Origin of the sequence: Bacillus sp. L_1B0_5 (assembly GCF_000836715.1) — a bacterium.
Lineage (GTDB): Bacteria > Bacillota > Bacilli > Bacillales > Bacillaceae_G > Bacillus_A > Bacillus_A thuringiensis_S.
This window is the reverse complement of the sequence record NZ_JXIS01000009.1, coordinates 1-23,461: the sequence shown is the minus strand read 5'-3', so window position 1 is coordinate 23,461 and position 23,461 is coordinate 1. Positions and strand designations below refer to the sequence as shown.

Genomic DNA, 23,461 nt, shown 5'->3' with positions numbered 1-23,461 from the left:
GACTTACCATTAGAACCCTCCTCAAAATATTTAAACGATTCTTCTACACAAGATTATTTAATTCCACCTCATTTAAACTTCCAATAACAATATTTCCTTTATACACGACTAAACGTTTTTCTGTTTGACGCGCTACTGCTTCAGCAGCGCATGTCGCATTTGTCAAAACAAAACTCGCTTCATCCCCTACATTCGGCCATACTCGCTTCCCTTCATTATTTAACGTTTCTTTTCCTCCTGTAATAAAGCGAAGTGCTTTTCCTAAAGACCTTTCGTCACTCCACCCAAAACGCTCTGCTAATCGATTCGCCTTTTGAAGCATATCACCTGTTCCAAACGGTGACCAATGATCTGTAATACTATCATTTCCTAATGAAACCTTAACACCTTTTTTATCTAATAACGGAATTGGGATTACTTGTTTACCAATTGGCACCGTAGAAGTAATATCAATATTTACATTTGCGAGTGTTTCTGCCACTTCTTCAGCCTCTTTCTCAGTAACACCACCAAGTCCAAGTGCATGACTAATAGTTACACGGCCTTGCCATCCTGCTTCTTCTGTTAAACTTGCCAATCTCTTCATCGTAAACGTTCCAAGATTATTCGCATCGTGCAAATGAATATCAACATCCGCATTAAATTCGACTGCGATATCCATAATTGTATGTAATGATTTTTCAATGTCATTATCCACTGTAGCTGGATCCACTCCTCCGACTAGATGCGCACCCATACGCATCGCATCTTTCACGAGTTGCACAGAATTACTGCGTAATAATCCATGTTGCGGAAACGCAACAATTCTACTAGACACTCGATTTTTATATGTTTCTAATGCCGCTAACGTCGCCTCCAAATTACCAAGCCCAATAATTGGATCAACATTACAATGCGTTCTAATATTCGTTGCACCATTTTGCAGTAGTAACTCTAGCATATTTTCCGCTCTATTTTGGGCAGTTGCTAATTGCTTTGGTAAAATTTTTTCTTCTTCATTAAAACGTGTAAAAATACTTTCTGCTGGCATACAAGCTTTCCATGGGCCACTATAATATGTTTTATCAATGTGAATGTGCATCTCTTTGAAAGATGGCAACATTAATAAGTGCTTAGCATCAAAAGTTACTATATCTTCCTCTTGAACAATCCCTTTTATAATTTTTTTAATTCGACCATCTTCAATAAGTAAACTGCATAATTCTGTTTCTGTTTGTGAAATTCTCCCCTCTTCATATGTATACCCCTATTCAAGCGTTACATTAGTCAACCAATATACCGTCATCTCTATTTCCCCACCCTTTATTAAAAGTTACCTCTTACTATAATTTTAATATCAACTGAAAATTAAGACAATTAATATGACTGTTCCCTAAAAAAATGTCATACAACCTCATAGTCTCCTCATAGATTTCCATATAGAATAGAAGTATAGAGTTTGCTATAAAAAGGAGTGTATTGGAAGATGTCAAAAAGATTATGTAAATCCGAAACTGATAAAATGCTATTTGGTATATGCGGTGGTTTAGGAGAATATTTTGATATTAGCTCTACTCTCATTCGCATACTTTGGGTCATTGCAGTTTTATGTTTTGGGACGGGGTTTTTAGTTTATTTTATTTGTTTATTACTTATGCCACGCTCTTACTAATAACATTCTTTCATATATTTGAGCATAGTGTATACAAAATCCCCTATAGATTTTTCTATAGGGGATTTTTTCATGAAGAATATTTCATCGTTAAATGTAATACCGCCACTTCTTCTTCTTCATTTTTATAAATATGCTTCTTATTCGCTTCAAATTGAATGGAATCAAACTCATTTAATTCATATACATCATTCTCCACTTGAATAGACACTTTCCCTTTCATTACCGTTACAAGCTCAATCGCACCTTCATGATGAGCTTCTGGTTCATATATACTATTTGATCGTAAACAAGCACGATGCATTTCCATCCCTGTTTCTTTCGTATAACGGAACATCGTTTCTAAATGCCATGCTTGTCCTACATCTACTGCAAATCCTTCTCCACAGCGCGCAACGGCTACAGGTTCTCCGACAACCATTAATCTGGATAAAGGAATTGATAACCCTTTCGTTATTTTCCAAATGACAGCTAGCGTCGGATTTGTTTCTCCTCTTTCGATCTTTCCTAATGTTAATTTACTAACTCCTGTTTTATGAGCTAATTCTTCTAAACTTAATTTCTGCTCATTTCGAATTTGTCTCAATAACTGTCCAACTTGTTGAATGACTTCTTTCGTTTGCATATCTTCATTTTCTTTCATATATAAAACCACCTCAAAGTATAAAATAGTTTACTTTTATTCGATTAAAGTATATCATACTATACATAATTATTTATTTTCGAAAGGAGTGCTATACTTCATGCGCGCAATTTTATTAGGTCTTTTATCATCGGCCTTTTTTTCTGCAACCTTTATTATTAATAGAGCAATGAATGTATCTGGAACAAGCTGGGCTTGGACAGCTTCCTTCCGTTTTTTATTTGCTCTCCCTATTTTATTCCTTATCGTTTTATTTCGCAAAAACTTTAGGGGATTATGGAAAGAGTTAAAAAAACATCCATTGGCGTGGATCGGATGGGGTTCTGTTGCCGGTATTGGTTTTTATTCTTTATTAAGTTTCGCAGCTGTCTTTTCTCCAGCTTGGCTCGTTGCTGGAACTTGGCAAGTTACGATTTTAGCTGGTTTACTACTATCACCACTATTTTTTGTGAAAATAGAAACAAAATCAGGTACGAAACTTGTACGTGGAAAAATTCCACTTCGTAGCTTATATGTTGCTTTATTTATTTTACTTGGTGTAATTTGTATGCAAGCAACTGCCGCAGGCCATATTACAATGACTCAGTTCATTTCAGGTTTTTTACCTGTCGTATTAGCCGCTTTCTTATATCCGTTCGGTAACCGAAAAATGATGGAGCTTGTTGGCGGACGCCTTGATACGTTCCAACGTGTATTAGGAATGGCAATTGGAAGTCTTCCTATAACAATTTTGCTTGGTGTATACGGATTTTCTACTACGGGTATTCCAACATCTAGCCAAATGCTTCAAGGATTTTTGTTAGCATTATGTTCCGGCGTTATTGCAACGATGACATTTTTCTTTGCTACTGACTTAGCAAAAGATAACCTGGCTTTACTTGGAGCTGTTGAAGCAACACAAGCTGGAACGATGGTCTTTACCGTACTTGGAGAAATTGTTTTCTTGAATGGTTCGTTTCCTGGCGGGCTTTCCCTACTTGGAATGATTATTATTATGTTAGGAATGGTTGCAAATAGTATTTTAAACCGATCTATTCCAGCCGTTAAACAGAAAAAATCAGCATAAAAAAAGAGTATGGTTCTATAGAGATGAACCATACTCTTTTTTATTGTCCCCCTATTTCGCCTTATCAGAATAGTATTTCATTGGCTGTTTATACTAAAACGTATGTTATAATACGTTTCATGCGCATTAATAGGAGGTAAATTATGTTAAAAAAAGCAATCGCTGAATTTATTGGTACATTTGTACTTGTATTATTCGGAACTGGAGTAGCTGTCACTGGCGGCGGAATCGAAGGAATTGGAACATTAGGAATCGCTATGGCTTTCGGCTTATCTATTGTAGCTATGGCATATAGCATCGGAACAATTTCTGGATGTCACATTAACCCAGCAGTATCAGTAGCTATGTTCATCAACAAACGAATGAACGCTATGGAACTTTGTTATTATGTATTAGCTCAAATTTTAGGTGGTTTATTAGGAACTGCAACGTTAGTAACAATTTTAAAATCTGCTAAAACACCTTTAGATAATTTAGGACAAAATGGTTTCGGAACTCTTGGTTTATCTGGAGCATTTTTAGTTGAGTTCATTTTAACTTTCGTATTTATTTTAGTTATCGTCGCTGTAACAGGTAAAAAAGGAAGTTCTTCTTTAGCTGGACTAGTAATTGGTTTCACATTAGTTTTAATCCACTTATTAGGAATTCCGTTAACTGGAACATCTGTTAACCCAGCTCGTAGTATCGCACCAGCTTTATTTGTTGGTGGAGAAGCACTTTCTCAACTATGGGTATTCATCGTAGCACCAATTCTTGGTGGTATCTTCGCAGCTATCGTAGGTAAATTCATTTTAAATACTGAAAAATAGAATTTTCAATATTTCTGAATAAAAAAAAGCGAGCCCTCATTATGAGGAAGCTCGCTTTTTTATTCTTTCATTTTAGACTTTAAATTTGTAACTAATTGATCTACCGTTACATTTGCAAGCACGTTTTCCATCGCTTCTTGCGCTTGCATTAAAATAATTTCTAATACTGATTGAATATTAGCTCCTACTGGACATTCAATGTTGGGATTTTCATGGAAGGAAAATAGCTGTCCTTCTTCTACAACTTCCACTGCTTTATATACATCAAGTAATGTAATTTCTTCTAAATCTCGAGCAAGTGTCGTACCACCTTTACCAGCTTGTACATCAACAAGCCCTGCTCTCTTCAACATTCCTGTAATGCGACGAATCACAACTGGATTTGTATTCACACTACCGGCAATCCATTCAGAGGTACAGCGAGAGTTTCGATCTATCGCAAGTAATGTCAGCATATGAACACCTACTGTAAAACGACTACTAATCCCCATCTGCACACCCTCCTTTTTATTCATTCTATTAAAAGACGACTCTTATTATTATATACTATTTTTAATTTATACATAAAGAAAAAGCATGATTTCAATAGGAAATCATGCTTTTCTCTCATTATTGACGCTTTATAAATTTCGCTAAATCTTTAAATTTCACTTTGTCGGAGTAATTCATTACACCATTTACGTAAATGCGGCTTGTAACAGCATTTAATATCGCAATTGTCGCCAATAAGACTGCTAATGTTATCGTAATTTCTAGCATACCTGCTTCACCAGCTACAATACGTGAGAAGGTAACCATCGGTGTAAAAAATGGAACGTAAGAACTTACAACAACGATAGTACTATTCGGATCACTTAATGATTTAATACTAATGAAGAATGCAGCCATAATTAAAATCATTACCGGGAAAGATACAGCTTGTAAATCCTCCGTCTTAGACACGACAGCTCCAGCAGCAGCATACATCATTGCATAAAGTAAATATCCCGTAATGAAATAAACAAGAAACATGCTTATAACCTTTGCATCTAATTTCGTAAAGTCAATTGGAATACCAAATAGTGAGGCACTTTCTAAATCGACCCAACCTAACAAATATGGAATAAGATAACCACACGCCAATATGACAAGTTGCAATAAAGCCGTTGAAACAACCGCTAAAATTTTCGCATACATCATCGTAAGAGGCTTCACTTTCGGAAGCATTACTTCCATTACACGTGACGCCTTTTCAGATGCAATATTCATTGCGATTGTATTTCCGAACGCTACAATAAACATATATAAAGCAAATGTAAAGAAATAGGCAATTCCGAAAGAAGATGTACGATCTTTTATCGCTTCTTGCTTTACTTGAATTTCTGTTTGTAATTGCTGTGCAATTTCTGGTGAAACATTATTTTTGGCAATCGTCACCATCGTATATTGTTGCTTTAAATATCCTGCCATAATTGCAGAAGTTGCTTGGCTTGGAAATCCATTATACATATATGTAATCGATGGAGCCCCACCCTTTTCTGTCACATGGAATAGACCATCTAAATCGCCTTCTTCTACTTGCTTATGCAGTTTATCAAAATCATCCTTTGAACCAAGTGTTATTTTTGCTGATGGCAATAGCTTATTTAGCTCATCTTTTTGTACTTTATATGTGGAACTCTCTACTACAACTGCAATTTTATCTTTATCCTTATTTTTATCATCGCCTGAAGTAAAATGATTAAATGCAAAAATCCCAAACACAACTAAAAATAAAATCGCACTCGTAATTAATGATTTTTTAGATAAAAACGCTTCCCTAAAATAAAATGAAAATACGTGAGAAAATTTACGCATCGTTATTTCGCCCTCTCTACAAAGATTTCATTTAACGTCGGCTCTAACATTTTGAATTGTCGTAAGCTAACACCTTGCTCTTGCAACTGTTGCAAAATCTTGAGAGCTTCCGCATCGTCTTGTACTTTCACATAAAGAAGGCCTTGTTGTTTTTCATACGATACATGTATAGCTTCTAATCCTTTTTCATTCTCTACTGTATCTTCAATCGTTAAATTACGGAAACCGTATTCTTTCTTAATATCACTTAGCTGTCCTTTTACGACTGCTTCACCTTTTTTCAAAATACATACATGTTGGCAAAAAGCCTCTACTTGTTCCATACGATGACTTGATAAAATAATCGTCTTTCCGATCTGTACTTGTTCTTCAATAATACTAGCTAACATCCCGGCATTAACTGGATCAAGGCCGCTGAATGGTTCATCCAAAATGAGAAGTTCCGGATTATGAAGAAGAGCAGCAATTAATTGGATTTTTTGCTGATTCCCTTTTGAAAGCTCTCCAGCCGTTTTAAATTTATATTCTGGTATCGCTAAACGCTCTAACCAATGATCAATAGCTTGATCTACTTCTTTCTTCGACATTCCTTCTAATCTACCAAAATATCGTAACTGATCTATTACTCTACTTTTTGTATATAAACCTCTTTCTTCTGGTAAATACCCAATTGTTACGCCACTACCCCCAAATGTTTTTCCATCCCACGTAATCGAACCTTCATTAGGCGTTAATAATCCGAGAAGCATTTTGATTGTTGTTGTTTTCCCTGCACCATTTCGTCCAAGTAATCCTAGTACTTCACCTTTTGGTAACGAAATTTGTAAACCGTTAACTGCTTTTGATTCCCCAAATTGTTTCGTTAAGTTTTGAATTTGTAAACTCAAAGTATAAAGCCTCCCCTTTAGTATCATTCGTATTCTCTTTCAAAGACTATGTTTATTCAAGACAAAATATAGCACTACACTTCATCCCCTTATATGTAAACACCGTCATTAATCCATCATTTGTTCTATTTAGTTAAAATTGTAAATAACAAAACTCTTTTTGTCAATTATAATTGTCATTACGACAATAAAACTTGTCAAAATAACTATTATTATTTTGCTCATCTTTCTAATATAGGACATACTACTATATATACAAAAGACAATATGCAAATGTTCATATAAAAATATTATATTTTAATATATAATATAAAATGATTTTCTAACATCAAGGAGGATACATATGAAGATGAAGAGGGGCATTACCACTTTATTATCTGTAGCGGTTCTATCTACATCACTTGTAGCATGTTCAGGAACACCAGAGAAAACAGTGGCGAAAGAAGAGAAAGTAAAATTAACAGAACAGCAATTAATGGCTGATTTATGGTATCAAACAGCTGGCGAAACGAAAGCACTTTACTACCAAGGGTACAATATCGGTCAATTAAAGCTTGATGCAGTCCTTGCAAAAGGGACAGAGAAAAAACCTGCTATCGTACTTGATTTAGACGAAACTGTTTTAGATAACAGTCCTCATCAAGCAATGAGCGTAAAAACAGGCAAAGGCTATCCTTACAAATGGGATGATTGGATTAATAAAGCTGAGGCTGAAGCCCTTCCAGGCGCAATTGATTTCTTAAAATATACAGAGTCTAAAGGTGTAGATATTTACTACATCTCAAATCGTAAAACGAATCAACTAGATGCAACAATTAAAAATCTTGAGCGTGTAGGTGCTCCTCAAGCAACGAAAGAACATATATTACTACAAGATCCGAAAGAAAAAGGAAAAGAAAAACGTCGTGAACTCGTTTCTCAAACTCATGATATTGTCTTATTCTTCGGTGATAACTTATCTGATTTCACAGGTTTTGATGGAAAATCTGTAAAAGATCGTAACCAAACAGTAGAAGATTCAAAAGCACAATTTGGTGAGAAATTCATTATTTTCCCGAATCCAATGTATGGCGATTGGGAAGGCGCTTTATATGATTATGATTTCAAAAAATCAGATACGGAAAAAGATAAAATCCGTCGCGACAATTTAAAATCATTTGATGCAAAATAAAGAGGATGGCATTCGCCATCCTCTTTATTTTGCTTTCTCTGTTAAAGGTAAGATAAACACTTCCACACGTCTATTCTTTGCCTTTCCTTCTTGTGTATCGTTCGGAGCAATTGAACGGTATTCTCCGTAACCAATCGCACTAAATTTTTCTGGTTGTAATTCTTTATTTTGTAGTAATACTTGCATAAAATTAACTGCCCGCTGCGTACTTAATTCCCAATTCGACGCAAACTGTGCATTGGCAATTGGGACATTATCCGTATGACCGGATACTGTAATTTCACGAGGTGACGCTGAAACAAGTAAGCTAGACATCTCTTTTGCAATCCCTAAAGATTCTAATTTCACATCTGCTTTCCCCGAATCAAACAGTATATTTTCTAATATTGTCACCATTAATCCCTTTTCAGTTAATTTAGTTTGAAAAGAAGAGGATAATTGTTTTTCATTAATATATTGATCAATCTTTTTTTGTAATGCTTTCAATTCATCCATCTCTTTTTTTTCTTTAGCTCTAGCTTCTTCTTGTTTCTTTGCTTGTTCTGCCTCAAGGCTACTTGCTGATAATTCTTTTTCCTCATTTGGCTTTTGATCACTTAAAAATTCTTTGTTACCTGTTCCCCCAGCTAATTCACTTCGAAAAGCAACTGCCATCTGTTTAAACTTCGCAGCATCTATACTACTCATTGCGAATAAAACGATAAACAATGCAAATAACAACGTTAACATATCAGAATATGGAATTAACCACGTTTCATCGATATGCTCATCATGTTTTTTCTTTTTGCCTCTTCTATTTTTCTTACTCCGCATTTTTTTCTGCTCCTTTTTCTAGCTTTTTACGCTCAGTTGCAGAAAGTGCACCTAAAATGCGGTTCTTCATAATAAACGGATATGTACCTTCTTGTAACATTAATAAACAATCAATGATTAAACGTTTTTTCTCAATTTCAGCTGAAGATTTTTGCTTTAACTTATTTGCAAATGGATGCCATAATACATAACCTGAAAAAATACCAAAAATCGTTGCAATAAACGCACCCGAAATAGCATGACCTAACTTTTCAATATCAGTTAAGTTACCAAGCGCAGCTACAAGACCGATAACAGCACCTAAAACTCCTAATGTCGGTGCATACGTACCAGCTTGTGAAAAAATAGCAGCTCCTTTTGCATGTCTTTCTTCAATTGCCTCTAATTCAGATTCCAAAATCTGCTCTAAATCTTCTGCGGATACGCCATCAATCACAAATTTCATACCGCGCAAAAGAAATTCATCTTGAATTTTGTCTAATTGTTGCTCTAAAGACAAAATACCGTATTTTCTACTTTCAGATGTCCAATGAACAAATAATTCTAGCAACTGTTCATAACTTAAATCCTTTTTATTTGAACCAAAAAGAACTTTAAATAGTTTTGGAACCCTTTTTAGTTGATTCATCGGAAATGCAATACATACTGCAGCAAATGTACCGATAAAAATAATTAATGCTGCGGCAGGATTTAATAAGGCTGTTACGTCAGCGCCCTTGACGACCATCCCTACTACCACTGCTAAAAACCCTAAAACAAGTCCAATAATTGTTGCAAAATCCATTCCCATTCACTCCTAGTCTATACAAGAAGTTCTTTATTCTCGATAATCGCTACATCTTCTTATGTATATATATTACATAAAAAATGCAATTCATGAAAGATAAGAAATGAATTATATAAAAAAATACTACAAATTTACACATTTTCTGACATTTTCTTTGCATTTCTATTACTTTATGACTCTTATATTCCTTTTCCAACAAACTAGATTTATAATAAAAAACGATACACATTTTATTAAGAAGGGACTGTGATTACAAGGCATTATGAAAAAGATAATAATTATTTCTGCCACTACTATTGTAATCGGTATCACATCTTTCACTTACTTTGGTTCTAAATCACCACTACATAATGAAGCGAAAGCTGTCGAAAGTCAAAAACATACTAACCACCCAAAAGAAGAAATCCCTGATTTTCCAAAAGCTGATCATAATGCAAAGAAAATAGACAATGACTTTTCAGTTGTAACAAATCCAAAATCGAATCTTGTCTTAATTAATAAACATCGAAAACTGCCAGATGGATACACTCCTGAAGACTTAACAAGACCAAACGTACCATTTACTAGTCCAAAAGATAAAGAAAAAACATTACTACGCAAAGATGCTGCAGAGGCACTTGAAAACATGTTCAAAGCTGCGAAAAAAGAAGGGCTTGATCTTACAGCTGTATCTGGTTATCGTTCATACAAACGCCAAAAATCGTTGCATGATACATACGTTAGACGTCAAGGAAAAGCTGAGGCTAATTCAGTAAGCGCAATTCCTGGTACAAGTGAACACCAAACAGGTTTAGCAATGGATATTAGTTCAAAAACAGCTAAATTTCAATTAGAGCCTATCTTTGGAGAGACAGCAGAAGGAAAATGGGTCGCGGAACACGCTCATGAATTCGGCTTTGTCATCCGTTACTTAGAAGATAAAACAGATACAACAGAATATGCATATGAACCATGGCACTTACGCTACGTTGGTAATCCATACGCTACATACCTATATAAACATCACTTAACATTAGAAGAAGCGATGGAAGACAAAAAATAAGAGAGCAAATTGCTCTCTTATTTTTCTTTCACTCTATCATTGTAGTAATTTCTTCTTCCATTCTTCAGGCCATGGTTCGCCTCTTCCTGTTTTTTTCGACGCTTGAACCATCATTCCACGACCTACTAAACAAACCTCTCCTTCTGCATTCTTCACCATATAATGTAGATCTAAAGAAGAGTTCCCAACCGATCCTGCCTTTACATACACCTTCAACTGTTCATCAAAATATATTTGCTTAATAAAATTACATTGTAAATCCGCAACAACGATCATCGTTTCTGATGATGCATGTGTCCACTCTTGCATAAATCCAAGTTCTTTAAACAACGCGATACGAGCTTCTTCAAAATAAGTAAAAGCAACGACATTATTTACATGTCCAAACATATCTACTTCACCAAAACGAACCTTTACAGGATTGTAAAATGAAAATCCACTTTCCCATTTCTCGAAGTCTTCAATATAAGAAATTCTCTTCAACGCTATCTCCCCTTCCTATCAAAAAAACAGAATAAACCGAAAAATATAATTATAAATATTGCCTCTTCAAGATGAAGAGGCAATATTTATTAATAGTTATTATCGCTACCAAAGAAATCTTTGAACGATTGAATTGTTGTATCACGGTTTAATGCCGCAATTGAAGTTGTTAAAGGAATACCCTTCGGACATGATTGCACACAGTTTTGAGAGTTACCACAGTTTGCTAGTCCTCCATCTCCCATAATTGCACGTAAGCGATCTGCTTTATGCATTTCACCCGTTGGATGTGAGTTGAATAAGCGAGCTTGTGATAACGGCGCTGGTCCAATAAAGTCAGACTTACTGTTTACGTTTGGACACGATTCTAAGCAAACACCACATGTCATACATTTTGAAAGCTCATAAGCCCATTGACGCTTTTTCTCAGGCATTCTTGGTCCTGGACCTAAGTCATACGTACCATCAATTGGAATCCAAGCTTTAACGCGTTTTAGAGCATTAAACATGCGACTGCGGTCAACTTGTAAATCACGTACAACTGGGAATGTCTTCATCGGCTTTAAGCGAATTGGCTGTTCTAATTGATCAATAAGAGCCGTACATGATTGACGTGGCTTTCCGTTAATAACCATCGAACATGCACCGCATACTTCCTCTAAGCAGTTCATATCCCATGCAATCGGAGTTGTTTGGTTTCCTTTTGAATCAACAGGATTACGACGAATTTCCATAAGCGCCGAAATAATATTCATATTAGGACGATATGGAATTTCAAACTCTTGGTCAAACTCTTGTGCATCTGGTCCATCTTGTCTCGTAATGATGAGGCGGATTGTTTTCTCAGACATGTTGTTTATCCCCCTTCTCTTCACCCTTAGCAGCTACATCATGTTTTGAAGAATAATCACGTTTACGTGGTTTAATTAATGAAACATCAACGTCTTCGTAATGGAATGCTGGTGCATTTCCTTCTCCTTCAAATTTTGCCATAGTAGTTTTTAAGAAGTTTGCATCATCACGATTTGGGAATTCAGGTTTGTAATGCGCACCGCGGCTCTCATTACGGTTATATGCGCCAATTGTAATAACACGTGCTAACTCAAACATATTTGCAAGTTGACGTGTAAATGAAGCACCTTGGTTACTCCATCTCGCTGTATCGTTAATGTTAATACGTTTGTAACGATCCATTAACTCTTCAATTTTCGCATCTGTTTCTAATAACTTTTTATTTTCACGAACTACTGTAACGTTATCTGTCATCCATTCTCCAAGCTCTTTATGAAGAACATATGCATTTTCATTACCATCCATCGTTAAAATATTGTTAAATTTCTCTGTTTCGATTAATTCATTTTGCTCATATACAGTAGATGAAACAGCATCTGATGATTTAGAAAGACCTTTCATATATTCAATTGCGTTTGGTCCTGCTACCATACCACCGTAAATTGCTGATAATAGTGAGTTTGCACCAAGGCGGTTACCACCGTGCATAGAATAATCACACTCACCTGCTGCAAATAAACCTGGAATACTCGTCATTTGCTTATAGTCAACCCATAGTCCACCCATTGAATAGTGAACAGCTGGGAAGATTTTCATTGGTAGTTTACGAGGATCATCCCCTGTAAATTTCTCATAGATTTCAATGATTCCACCAAGTTTAATATCTAATTCTTTCGGATCTTTATGAGAAAGATCTAAGTACACCATGTTTTCACCGTTAATACCTAGTTTTTGCTCTACGCAAACATCAAAGATTTCACGCGTTGCGATATCACGAGGTACAAGGTTTCCGTAAGCCGGATATTTTTCTTCTAAGAAGTACCATGGTTTACCATCTTTATATGTCCAAACACGTCCACCTTCACCACGTGCAGATTCACTCATAAGACGTAATTTATCGTCTCCAGGAATTGCCGTTGGGTGAATTTGAATGAACTCACCATTTGCATAATATGCACCTTGTTGATATACAGCAGAAGCTGCTGTACCTGTATTAATAATGGAGTTTGTTGATTTTCCGAAAATGATACCAGGGCCCCCTGTTGCCATAATCACGGCATCAGCTCCGAAACTTTTAATCTCCATAGTTTGTAAATCTTGTGCAACGATTCCTCGGCACACACCTTCATCATCAACAACAGCTCGTAAGAAATCCCAACCTTCATATTTCGTTACAAGTCCTGCTACTTCGTGACGACGTACTTGCTCATCTAATGCGTAAAGTAATTGCTGTCCAGTTGTTGCACCAGCAAATGCTGTACGGTGATGTTGTGTTCCACCAAATCGACGGAAATCAAGAAGTCCTTCTTCCGTACGGTTGAACATAACACCCATACGGTCCATTAAATGAATGATACCAGGTGCTGCTTCACACATTGCTTTAACTGGTGGTTGGTTCGCTAAGAAGTCTCCACCATAAATTGTATCGTCAAAGTGGATCCATGGAGAATCCCCTTCACCTTTCGTATTTACGGCACCGTTAATTCCGCCCTGAGCACATACAGAATGTGAACGTTTTACTGGTACTAAAGAAAACAGTTCAACATTTACTCCTGCTTCTGCCGCTTTAATCGTTGCCATTAAGCCAGCCAAGCCACCGCCGACTACTATAAGTTTCCCTTTCATGCTCTCCCACTCCTTACTGATTTGCTAGCTGTGGATCGATGAACGCTAATAATGCACTCACACCTACATAAGATAGACCTAAGAAAATAGCTAATGTTACATAAGTAGAGATTCTTTGTGAACGTGGAGATACTGTAATTCCCCAGCTGATGCAGAATGTCCATAGTCCATTTGCAAAGTGGAAAATTGTTGAAACAACACCAACTAAGTAGAATGCAAACATAGCTGGATTGTTTAAAATATCTGCCATCATATCATAGTTTACCTCTTTACCTAACATTGCTTGAATACGAGTTTCCCAGACGTGCCAAGAAATGAAAATCAGCGTAACGATACCTGAAATTCTTTGGAAAACGAACATCCAGTTACGGAAATAACCGTAAGAAACCGCATTGTTCTTAGCTGTAAATGCAATATATAAGCCATATATAGCATGGTACAGTATCGGTAAAAAGATGATGAAAATTTCTAGCGCATACCGGAATGGAAGGAGCTCCATAAAGCCTGCAGCTTTGTTAAAAGCCTCTGCTCCTCTTGTTGCAAAGTTGTTTACAATTAGATGTTGCGTCAAAAAGACACCAACCGGGATGACCCCCATTAATGAGTGCCACTTACGAAACGTATACTCGCGGCCTTTCATGTCCCCATTACCCCCTTGAATGTTTGACTGCTGTTTTCAGATTAATTTATAACAATAATGTTTTTTCACTATTGGCATAAGAAAAACTGAAAAAATTATTCGAAATATTTCAGCATAATTTGATAACAAGTTCATTTTACCCCTATTTTTGTCGAAGCGTCAAGAAAACGTATACATAATTTGCATATAATTTGCCAATTCTTTTTTTCTTCTTAGATATTCAGATTTCCCTAAAGAAAAATCTGTTTTTATAAATGAAAAATGTTATATAATAATCCCTATAGAAAGAGGGGAATATTGTGAGTAAAAATACAATCGATATAACATCTTTAGAAGATGTTTCATTGAACGCCTTCGCTTATGAATTGCTACGTGAAGAATTACTACCTGATTTAATCGGCAACGATTTAGATGGTATTTTATACTGGTCTGGTAGAAACCTTGCAAGAAAATATCCGCTAGAAACAATTGAAGAAGTCATTCAGTTCTTTGAAAAAGCTGGCTGGGGCACTTTAAGCATTATTGAACATAAGCGTCGTGAAATGCAGTTCCAACTTAAAGGCACACTCATTGCAGAACGTCAAAAACAAAAACGACATTCTTCTTATCAACTAGAAGCTGGATTCATCGCTGAACAAATTCAAAAGCAACGGAACGTCGTTGCAGAGTCATACGAAGAAAAGAAAAAACGTTCTGACTCTATTACATTTCTTGTAAAATGGGATATAAAAGATCTCATTGAAGTGTAAGCATTACCTACAGTCAACTAGACATATCAGTTTAGTTGACTTTTTTGTATTTTCATTCAGATTCGTTTATTTTAAATCTTCAGAAATTATACCAAAAAACAGAAGACGTTGTAAACTACAACGTCTTCTTATCTGTTAAATACGTATAAATCGTCTCCGCGACATTTTTCGGCATACCCGCTTCGACAAATTCCTCTATAGAAGCTTCTTTCATCTTCTTTAATGAACCAAAATGTTTTAACAATACCTTTTTCCGTTTATCACCTATTCCTGGAATGTCATCCAATGCTGATTGAATGACAGATTTCCCATGTAATTGACGATGGAATGTAATCGCAAATCGATGCACCTCATCTTGAATACGCTGCAATAAATAAAATTCTTGGCTATTTCTCTCAAGCATCACAGGTTCCGGTGGGTCCCCAATAATTAAATGGGAGGTTTTATGTTTATCATCTTTCACAAGACCTGCCATCGGAATATATAATCCGAGCTCATTCTCTAGAATATCACTTGCAGCCGCTAGATGGCCTTTTCCTCCATCAATAATAATCAAATCAGGTAAGGGTGAATTTTCTTTAAGTGCCCTTGTATAACGGCGCCTCACAACTTCTCTCATAGACTCATAATCGTCTGGTCCTTGAACCGTTTTAATTTTATATTTTCGATACTCTTTCTTCGCCGGTTTCCCATCGATAAAAGCAATCATTGCAGAAACAGGATTTGTTCCTTGAATATTTGAGTTATCAAACGCTTCAATACGATACGGCGTTTCAATCCCAAGCTGCTTCCCTAAATGATCTACTGCTTTAATCGTTCGTTCTTCATCACGTTCAATTAAGTAAAACTTCTCTTCAAGAGCAATTTTTGCGTTTTTATTTGCTAATTCTACAAGATCTTTTTTCTTACCACGTTTCGGCTGTGTTGCTTCTACTTCTAAAAAGCGCTCTACTAATTCCGAGTCTATACTTCCCGGAACGACAATTTCCTTCGGCTTAAAATGACTACTGTTTTCATAAAATTGGCCGATAAACGTTAAAAAGCCCTCTTCTGGTTCATCGTAAATTGGAAACATAGAAACATCACGTTCAATTAGCTTTCCTTTTCGAACGAAGAAAACTTGAACACACATCCATCCTTTATCCACTGCATATCCAAACACATCACGATCCACTAAGTCACTCATAATCATCTTTTGTTTTTCCATAATCGCATCAATATGAGCAATTTGATCACGCAACTCTTTTGCACGTTCAAACTCTAGTTTCTCTGAGGCCTCATACATTTTTATTTCTAATTCTGAACGAACTTCTTTATGTCCACCATTTAAAAACTTAATAATTTCATCTACAATTTCTTTATTTTGTTCTTCCGTCACTTCTTTCACACACGGCGCTAAACATTGACCCATATGATAATACAAACAAACTTTATCTGGCATATTCGTACATTTCCGAAGCGGATACATACGATCTAGCAGTTTTTTCGTTTCATGAGCAGATTGTGCATTTGGATAAGGACCAAAATACTTTCCTTTATCCTTTTTTACATTTCGAGTAATGAGTAAGCGTGGTTGCTTCTCCGCCGTAATTTTAATAAAAGGATATGTTTTATCATCTTTTAATTGAATATTATATTTCGGATCATATTTTTTAATTAAATTTAACTCTAAAATAAGTGCTTCTAAATTCGAAGAGGTTACAATATATTCAAAATCAACAATTTCTCCTACAAGCCGCAGTGTTTTCCCATCATGTGAACCAGTAAAGTACGAGCGCACACGATTTTTAAGCACTTTTGCCTTTCCAACATATATAACCGTTCCTTGCTTATCTTTCATCAAATAACAACCAGGTTGATCTGGTAAAATAGCCAACTTCTCTTTCAAATGTTCGTGCACTCGTCTCCCTCCATTTCTACATACTTAGCATTTTTATTTTCCCTTGAAAACATACTATGCCCAAACACCCAACATACGTTCTTTTATTGTAACGGAAAGACTGTAAAAAAGAAAATAAAAAAAGCTACCAACTGGTAGCTTTTTTATTTTAGAAATGTTTAGAAACTAATTCTACTAACGCTTCTTTCGGTTTGTAACCTAACGTTTGATCAACTACTTTACCGTCTTTTAATACGAAAAGAGCTGGAATGCTCATTACTTCGAATTGACGAGCAGTTTCTTGGTTCTCATCAACATCTACTTTTACTACTTTTACTTTTTCGCCTAGTTCTGCATCGATTTCCTCTAATACAGGAGCGATCATTTTACAAGGTCCACACCAAGGTGCCCAGAAATCTAATAATACAACACCTTCGCTAGTTTCAGCTGCGAAGCTTTGGTCATTTGCGTTTACAATTGCCATTTTATTTCCTCCTTCAAGTATATTCTACCAAGAGTATATCATTAACTTATATACGTGGCGAATAATATGTATCGTTATGTATTGTAACAAAAAAATGTTCCTTTATACTATATAAAAATACGGATTAAATACTAAAAAGATGAGAGACAGGGGATCTCTCACCTTTTTCTATATATAGGGGTACTTCACTTGGAACTCAAGGGTACTTAAATCATGAATGTACTTTTAACTTTTTAAACTCTTCTGTTAAAAGAGGTACAACTTCGAACAAGTCACCAACAATACCGTAGTCAGCTACTTTGAAGATACTTGCTTCTGGATCTTTATTAATCGCAACGATTATTTTTGAATTAGACATACCTGCTAAATGCTGAATCGCACCAGAAATACCACATGCAATGTATAAGTCTGGCGTAACAACTTTACCAGTTTGACCAATTTGTAATGAGTACTCACAGTATTCAGCGTCACAAGCACCACGAGATGCCCCAACAGCGCCGCCTAGTACGTCAGCTAACTCTTTTAATGGTTTAAATCCTTCTTCACTCTTCACACCGCGTCCGCCAGCGATAATAACTTTCGCTTCTGAAAGATCCACACCTTCTGCTGTTTTACGGACAACATCTTGAATAATTGTACGTAAATCTTTCACATCAACTGTAATAGAAGATACGTCACCGCTGCGAGACTCATCTTTTTCCAGAGTTGCAATGTTATTTGGACGCACTGTCGCAAATAACATGCCGTCTGTTACAATCTTCTTCTCGAATGCTTTACCAGAGTAAATTGGACGAGTGAAGATAACATTTCCACCTTCAACCTCTAAAGCAGTTACGTCAGAAACTAAACCAGCTTCAAGCTTCGCTGCTAATTTTGGTGATAAATCTTTACCAAGTGCCGTATGTCCAAAGACAATACCTTCTGGATTTTCTTCAGCATGTACAGCTAAAAACGCTTGTGCATAACCATCAGATGTATATGATTTTAATTTATCATTTTCAACTGTCACAACGCGATCTGCACCGTAATGAATCAATTCATTTGCAAAAGAGGCAACGCTGTCTCCAATTAGAAGACCTACTACTTCACCGCCTTCTGCAATTGTTTTTGCTGCTGCTACCGCTTCAAACGAAACGTTACGTAGCGATCCATCACGAACTTCACCCATTACTAATACTTTACGAGCCATAGATTTTCCCTCCTGCATATATAATTTCGTATTTTATTAGATTACTTTCGCTTCTGTATGGAGCAACGATACAAGTTCTTTTACTTGATCTTGCAGCTCGCCTTGTAACACTTTTCCTGCATCTTTCTTAGGAGGCAAATAGATTTCAATTGTTTTTGTCTTTGCTTCCACATCATCTTCTTCTAAATCTAAATCATCTAATTCTACTTCTTCTAGTGGCTTTTTCTTCGCTTTCATAATACCTGGTAGCGATGGATAACGTGGTTCATTTAAACCTTGCTGTGCTGTTACTAAAACTGGTAATGAAGTTGCAATCACTTCTGTATCACCTTCAACATCACGCTCAATCTTCACATTTGTACCGTCAATTTCAAGTTTTGTAATTGTCGTTACATATGGAATATTTAACGCTTCAGCTACGCGTGGCCCTACTTGTCCAGATGCACCATCAATTGCAACGTTTCCGCCTAAAATTAAATCTGCATCTTTATCTTTTAAATATTCAGCAAGCACTTTTGCTGTCGTGAACTGGTCACCATTTTCTACATCATCTTCAATATTAATTAATACCGCTTTATCACAGCCCATTGCTAATGCAGTACGAAGTTCTTTCTCACTATCTTCGCCACCGACTGTTACAACTGTAACTTCTCCACCTTGTGCGTCTCTTACTTGAATTGCTTCTTCAATTGCATATTCATCGTAAGGGTTGATGATGAATTCCGCTTCGCCATCGTAAATTGCACCGTTTTTAATTACGATTTTTTCTTCTGTATCAAATGTTCGTTTCATGAGTACGTAGATGTTCATTCCATTTACCCCCTTGTTTTTCAGAAAGATTCTATCAATTTTAATTTTCTGTTAATTTATATTAAAAAAATAATTGAACTACCTGCCACTAAACGAAGGTTTACGCTTTTCTAAAAATGCAGCTACACCTTCTCTTCCATCTTCACTCGTAAATACTTCACCAAAAATTTGTGATTCACGTTGTACACCTTCATAGTAATGAGAAGATTTTGTCGTTTGCAATAACTCTAGTACAGCACGAGTTGTTGCTGGACTTTTTCCAGCAATTTGTTTTGCGACTTTAAGCGTATCATCTAAAAATGATTCTTCAGAGAACAATCCGTTAACAAGTCCCCACTTTAATGCTTCTGCACCAGTAATTGGTGTACTTGTTAACATCATTTCACAAGCTTTCGCTTTCCCAACATAACGTGGTAAGCGCTGTGTACCTGCAAAGCCAGGAATTAATCCAAGTGTTAATTCAGGTAAACCAAGTTTTGCACTTTCAGTTGCAAAGCGCATGTGGCAAGACATAGCAAACTCAAGGCCGCCGCCCAGTGCCGCTCCATGAATTGCCGCAATAACTGGTTTTGAACATTTTTCAACACGCTCAAACGTAACTTGTCCAAGCTGTGCTAATTCTGTTGCTTGCTTCGCTTCAGTAACAGATGTAAATTCTTTAATATCTGCTCCTGCTGAGAAGAAACGTCCTTCACCGTGAATAACAACAACACGAATGTTATCATCCTTTTCCACTTGATCAATTAATTCAGTAACGTCATGCATAACTTGTGAAGACATCGCATTCGCTGGTGCGTGATTTAACGTCGTCACCGCGATATGATCTTCAACTCTTACAGATAGGAATTTCAACATGATCCCTCCCATTATTGACGATAACCACAAGCTGCAATAAGTAGCCCGTGTACCGTTTTTGAAAGTGCGACCAGATCATACTTATGATCGCTCATTACCCAATTGGTCACAACTTCATCTACTGTTCCAAAGATCATTTGTCTTGCCACGCGAACATTTAAATCTGCTTGAAATTCACCTTGTTTTATACCAGTCTCTAAAATCTCATCCATAACTTGTAAGTAGCCTTTTAATACTTCATTTATTTTAAGGCGCAAGTCTTGATTGGACTGCCTCAGCTCTAATTGCGTAACGATAGCAAGCGGATCATTTTGCGACAACAGCAAGAAGTGCGTTTCTACCAACATGAATAACTTCGATACAGCGCTTTCAATTCCTGCTGTTTTTTGACGAATTGTTTCGACAAATTCTCCCATCTTCTCTTGGAATAAGGATATTAATATATCTTCTTTATTTTTAAAATATAAATAAATCGTGCCATCAGCTACTCCAGCTTGCTTTGCGATTTTAGAAACTTGCGCTTGGTGGTACCCATTCTCCGCAATCACAATGACTGCCGCATCAATAATTTGATTGTATTTCGGTCTATTTTTCTTCACTTTACTGTCCCCTTCAAGAAGATGACTGAATGAATAGTCATTCATATTCTTATAATACTGACTATTTAGAAAAGTGTCAATCCTATTTTTTCAAAAAGAAAGGGCCTTAGCCCGTTTGCTCATCCTCATTCTTTCTCTTCTCTTCATCTATTAGAACACGGCGTAAAATTTTCCCTACTGTCGTTTTCGGCAATTCATCTCTAAACTCATATACTTTCGGCACTTTATAAGCCGCTAAATATTTACGTGCAAACTGATTTAATTCTTCCTCAGAGCATTCCGTCCCTTCTTTTAACACAACAAATGCTTTAACTGTCTCTCCTCGGTACGGATCTGGAACTCCAATTGTCACTACTTCTTGCACTTTTTCATGCTCATATAATACTTCTTCAACTTCACGAGGATACACATTAAATCCACTCGCGACAATCATATCTTTCTTGCGATCTTTTACATAGAAGAATCCATCTTCATCCATGTAGCCAACATCACCTGTATGGAGCCAGCCATCTTGCAATACAGCCGCTGTTTCCTCTGGCTTATTCCAATATCCTTTCATAATTTGAGGGCCTTTCACTACAATTTCACCTATTTCTCCTGGCGGTAATGCCTCACCAGTTTCAAGCGACATAATGATTGCTTCTGTATCTGGCCACGGAACTCCGATGCTACCTGGCACTCGCTTTTCCCATAAAAAATTACTATGTGTAACCGGAGAGGATTCTGTTAAACCATATCCCTCTACTAGTTTACCACCTGTAACTGTTTCGAACTTTTCCTGTACTTCTACTGGCAGTGGTGCTGATCCACTAATACAAGCACGGATAGAAGAAATATCGTATTCTTTTAAAAGCGGACTATTTAAAAGAGCGATATAAATAGTTGGTGCCCCTGGAAACAATGTCACTTTATGCTTCTTAATCGCTTCAAAAACCATTTTCATATCAAACTTTGGAATAAGGACCATTTTGTATCCTTGCATAATACTTAAATTCATAACAGCTGTCATACCATAAACATGGAAAAATGGAAGAACCCCAAGGACGACTTCTTCACCTTCGTTACAGTTATATAACCAATGCACTCCCATCAAAGTGTTAGAAACAAGGTTTTTATGCGTTAACATAACTCCTTTCGGAAATCCGGTTGTTCCTCCTGTGTACTGTAAAAGAGCTAGATCATTTTCAGGATCACAAGGCACCTCAACATTCGTATTCACTTCTTTTTCTACTGAATTCCAAAGATGAATCGTTTCACTCTCTGATACTTTCACAACTAAATTCGACTGTTTTTTCTGCACAAATGGATACAATAGATTTTTAGGGAATGGTAAAAAGTCTGCAATACGAGTTACGATAATATGCTCAATTTTTGTAGCAGATTGAACATTCGTTACTCTTGGAAACACTAAATCGAGACAAAGAATTACTTTTGCTCCCGAGTCATGAAGCTGATATTCTAATTCCCTTTCTGTATACAGTGGATTGGTTTGTACTACGATACCTCCCGCAAGTAATGTACCGTAATAACCAATTACAGCTTGCGGACAATTCGGCAACATAATAGCAACTCGATCACCCTTTTCCACACCGAGCTTTTGAAGATAATTTGCAAACCTCTTCACCTTATCATGGAAGTCCGAAAACGTAATATCCTTCCCTAAAAAGTGAAGCGCTTTCTTTTCTGGGTAGCGAGAAGCCATCTGTTCTACATATCTATGAAGCGGCTGAATATCATAAGAAATCGTACTCGGAATTTCCTCTGGATAACTTTTCAACCATGGTTTTTCCACCTTCATTCCCCCTTCAAATACATAAAAAATAAATGAATGTTCATTCATGATGGTTATTTTCATTATATTATAGTCACCATAACGTTACAATCATAATATTCTGACTTTTATATAACTATGCTTTACTTCATTAACTTCTTATTATATGTAGAAACTCTCTTAATCTTAAAAGAGTAAGAGAGTTATAGTTTAACTCAATCTTATTATCGTTAACACTGCTCCTGGAGTAGTTGTTGATAATGTTGCGACAGCTAACAAACCAAATAATTGCAAGCTAATAGCATCTCCTGCTGCAAGAGTTGTAATGATTGTTGCGCTAAATGATGTAGTTGCTAACGCAGGAGCATTAATCGTCCCAGCAAGTGGTGCTCCATTAATTGTAATCCGTGAACTAACTAATAGTGAAGCCGTTATATTAATCGTATATGAAATATAATAATTCCCAGCATTTGCAACCGTAAATACTGTATTCCCACCAGAAACAGTAATTCCTGGACCAATGTTTTGATTATTTGGAAGCGGGACATTCGTTCCACCAAGAAGGACCGATATCGCTGTTCCCGACGTATTATTTGCAAATGCATATGTCGCCGTGATACTTGTACCGGTTGCTCCCGTCGCTCCCGTTGGGCCTGTTGC

The 23,461-nt window shown here is 36.4% G+C and carries 23 protein-coding genes and 2 pseudogenes; 6 read left to right on the top strand and 19 right to left on the bottom strand.

Annotated elements, in window-relative coordinates:
* Positions 1–43 precede the first annotated feature (43 nt).
* Positions 44–1,285, bottom strand: a pseudogene (locus tag RT27_RS03125) (amidohydrolase family protein).
* Between the two features lie 180 nt (positions 1,286–1,465).
* Between RT27_RS03125 and RT27_RS03120 the strand changes: the two are divergent.
* The gene (locus RT27_RS03120) at positions 1,466–1,651 is read left to right on the top strand and encodes a PspC domain-containing protein (RefSeq protein WP_000044337.1); all 186 of its coding nucleotides are present in this window, start codon (positions 1,466–1,468) and stop codon (positions 1,649–1,651) included.
* Between the two features lie 70 nt (positions 1,652–1,721).
* On the opposite strand, the gene RT27_RS03115 is transcribed toward RT27_RS03120, so the two are convergent.
* Positions 1,722–2,294, bottom strand: a complete 573-nt coding sequence (locus tag RT27_RS03115; RefSeq protein ID WP_016080152.1) for an XRE family transcriptional regulator — start codon at positions 2,292–2,294, stop codon at positions 1,722–1,724.
* Between the two features lie 100 nt (positions 2,295–2,394).
* Between RT27_RS03115 and RT27_RS03110 the strand changes: the two genes are divergently transcribed.
* Together RT27_RS03110 and RT27_RS03105 are read left to right on the top strand one after the other, a co-directional pair.
* Positions 2,395–3,360 (top strand): multidrug resistance efflux transporter family protein, encoded by a 966-nt coding sequence (locus RT27_RS03110; protein ID WP_001201639.1) that lies wholly within the window; start codon positions 2,395–2,397, stop codon positions 3,358–3,360.
* Positions 3,361–3,503: 143 nt separating this feature from the next.
* Positions 3,504–4,169 carry an aquaporin gene (locus RT27_RS03105; RefSeq protein ID WP_000913213.1) on the top strand — a complete coding sequence of 222 codons (666 nt, stop codon included), beginning with the start codon at positions 3,504–3,506 and terminating at the stop codon, positions 4,167–4,169.
* Between the two features lie 59 nt (positions 4,170–4,228).
* Here the strand turns inward: RT27_RS03105 and RT27_RS03100 are convergent, their stop codons facing one another.
* From RT27_RS03100 to RT27_RS03090, 3 genes are all read right to left on the bottom strand, one after another.
* A complete protein-coding gene (locus RT27_RS03100) occupies positions 4,229–4,660 on the bottom strand; it encodes an Rrf2 family transcriptional regulator (RefSeq protein WP_000512998.1) in 432 nt (143 codons plus the stop codon).
* Positions 4,661–4,778: 118 nt separating this feature from the next.
* Entirely contained in the window at positions 4,779–6,005 is a 1,227-nt protein-coding gene (locus RT27_RS03095) for an ABC transporter permease (RefSeq protein WP_016080151.1), read from the bottom strand.
* Positions 6,006–6,007: 2 nt separating this feature from the next.
* The gene (locus RT27_RS03090) at positions 6,008–6,892 is read right to left on the bottom strand and encodes an ATP-binding cassette domain-containing protein (RefSeq protein ID WP_043935305.1); all 885 of its coding nucleotides are present in this window, start codon (positions 6,890–6,892) and stop codon (positions 6,008–6,010) included.
* Positions 6,893–7,235: 343 nt separating this feature from the next.
* Between RT27_RS03090 and RT27_RS03085 the strand changes: the two genes are divergently transcribed.
* Complete coding sequence (locus RT27_RS03085) at positions 7,236–8,063, top strand: 5'-nucleotidase, lipoprotein e(P4) family (RefSeq protein ID WP_016080149.1); 828 nt, start codon at positions 7,236–7,238, stop codon at positions 8,061–8,063.
* A 24-nt stretch (positions 8,064–8,087) separates the two neighbouring features.
* Here the strand turns inward: RT27_RS03085 and motB are convergent, their stop codons facing one another.
* Positions 8,088–8,876 carry a flagellar motor protein MotB gene (motB, locus tag RT27_RS03080; protein ID WP_016080148.1) on the bottom strand — a complete coding sequence of 263 codons (789 nt, stop codon included), beginning with the start codon at positions 8,874–8,876 and terminating at the stop codon, positions 8,088–8,090.
* On the bottom strand, positions 8,866–9,660 hold the full coding sequence (gene motA / locus RT27_RS03075; RefSeq protein WP_000344862.1) for a flagellar motor stator protein MotA: 795 nt from the start codon (positions 9,658–9,660) through the stop codon (positions 8,866–8,868). The genes motB and motA overlap by 11 nt, the downstream gene beginning before the upstream one ends.
* Before the next feature lie 265 nt (positions 9,661–9,925).
* Between motA and RT27_RS03070 the strand changes: the two genes are divergently transcribed.
* The gene (locus tag RT27_RS03070) at positions 9,926–10,705 is read left to right on the top strand and encodes a M15 family metallopeptidase (RefSeq protein ID WP_043935303.1); all 780 of its coding nucleotides are present in this window, start codon (positions 9,926–9,928) and stop codon (positions 10,703–10,705) included.
* A 36-nt stretch (positions 10,706–10,741) separates the two neighbouring features.
* Here the strand turns inward: RT27_RS03070 and RT27_RS03065 are convergent, their stop codons facing one another.
* The 4 genes from RT27_RS03065 to sdhC form a co-directional block, all read right to left on the bottom strand.
* Positions 10,742–11,188: a thioesterase family protein gene (locus RT27_RS03065; protein WP_000822727.1), complete on the bottom strand. Its 447-nt coding sequence runs from the start codon at positions 11,186–11,188 to the stop codon at positions 10,742–10,744.
* Between the two features lie 89 nt (positions 11,189–11,277).
* Positions 11,278–12,039 carry a succinate dehydrogenase iron-sulfur subunit gene (gene sdhB, locus RT27_RS03060; RefSeq protein WP_001291830.1) on the bottom strand — a complete coding sequence of 254 codons (762 nt, stop codon included), beginning with the start codon at positions 12,037–12,039 and terminating at the stop codon, positions 11,278–11,280.
* Positions 12,032–13,825, bottom strand: coding sequence for a succinate dehydrogenase flavoprotein subunit (sdhA, locus tag RT27_RS03055; RefSeq protein ID WP_000676743.1), 1,794 nt, complete (start codon positions 13,823–13,825; stop codon positions 12,032–12,034). The genes sdhB and sdhA overlap by 8 nt, the downstream gene beginning before the upstream one ends.
* A 13-nt stretch (positions 13,826–13,838) precedes the next feature.
* A complete protein-coding gene (sdhC, locus tag RT27_RS03050) occupies positions 13,839–14,465 on the bottom strand; it encodes a succinate dehydrogenase cytochrome B558 (RefSeq protein ID WP_000678354.1) in 627 nt (208 codons plus the stop codon).
* 299 nt (positions 14,466–14,764) lie between these two features.
* Here sdhC and RT27_RS03045 point away from each other — a divergent pair, with 299 nt between their 5' ends.
* On the top strand, positions 14,765–15,214 hold the full coding sequence (locus RT27_RS03045) for a YslB family protein (protein WP_000042214.1): 450 nt from the start codon (positions 14,765–14,767) through the stop codon (positions 15,212–15,214).
* 115 nt (positions 15,215–15,329) lie between these two features.
* Here RT27_RS03045 and uvrC read toward each other — a convergent pair whose 3' ends face one another.
* From uvrC to RT27_RS35100, 8 genes and pseudogenes are all read right to left on the bottom strand, one after another.
* Positions 15,330–17,114, bottom strand: a complete 1,785-nt coding sequence (gene uvrC / locus RT27_RS03040) for an excinuclease ABC subunit C (RefSeq protein ID WP_000544296.1) — start codon at positions 17,112–17,114, stop codon at positions 15,330–15,332.
* A 148-nt stretch (positions 17,115–17,262) separates the two neighbouring features.
* A complete protein-coding gene (trxA, locus tag RT27_RS03035; protein ID WP_001018944.1) occupies positions 17,263–17,577 on the bottom strand; it encodes a thioredoxin in 315 nt (104 codons plus the stop codon).
* A gap of 211 nt (positions 17,578–17,788) precedes the next feature.
* Entirely contained in the window at positions 17,789–18,766 is a 978-nt protein-coding gene (etfA, locus tag RT27_RS03030; RefSeq protein WP_043935301.1) for an electron transfer flavoprotein subunit alpha, read from the bottom strand.
* Positions 18,767–18,802: 36 nt separating this feature from the next.
* Positions 18,803–19,576 (bottom strand): electron transfer flavoprotein subunit beta, encoded by a 774-nt coding sequence (gene etfB / locus RT27_RS03025; RefSeq protein WP_016080146.1) that lies wholly within the window; start codon positions 19,574–19,576, stop codon positions 18,803–18,805.
* Positions 19,577–19,654: 78 nt separating this feature from the next.
* Entirely contained in the window at positions 19,655–20,431 is a 777-nt protein-coding gene (locus RT27_RS03020; RefSeq protein WP_043935299.1) for an enoyl-CoA hydratase, read from the bottom strand.
* A gap of 11 nt (positions 20,432–20,442) precedes the next feature.
* Positions 20,443–21,075 carry a TetR/AcrR family transcriptional regulator gene (locus RT27_RS03015; protein WP_002001012.1) on the bottom strand — a complete coding sequence of 211 codons (633 nt, stop codon included), beginning with the start codon at positions 21,073–21,075 and terminating at the stop codon, positions 20,443–20,445.
* Positions 21,076–21,136: 61 nt separating this feature from the next.
* A complete protein-coding gene (locus tag RT27_RS03010) occupies positions 21,137–22,822 on the bottom strand; it encodes a long-chain-fatty-acid--CoA ligase (protein ID WP_029443384.1) in 1,686 nt (561 codons plus the stop codon).
* A gap of 189 nt (positions 22,823–23,011) precedes the next feature.
* A pseudogene (locus RT27_RS35100) lies at positions 23,012–23,461 on the bottom strand (collagen-like protein); the annotation flags it as partial.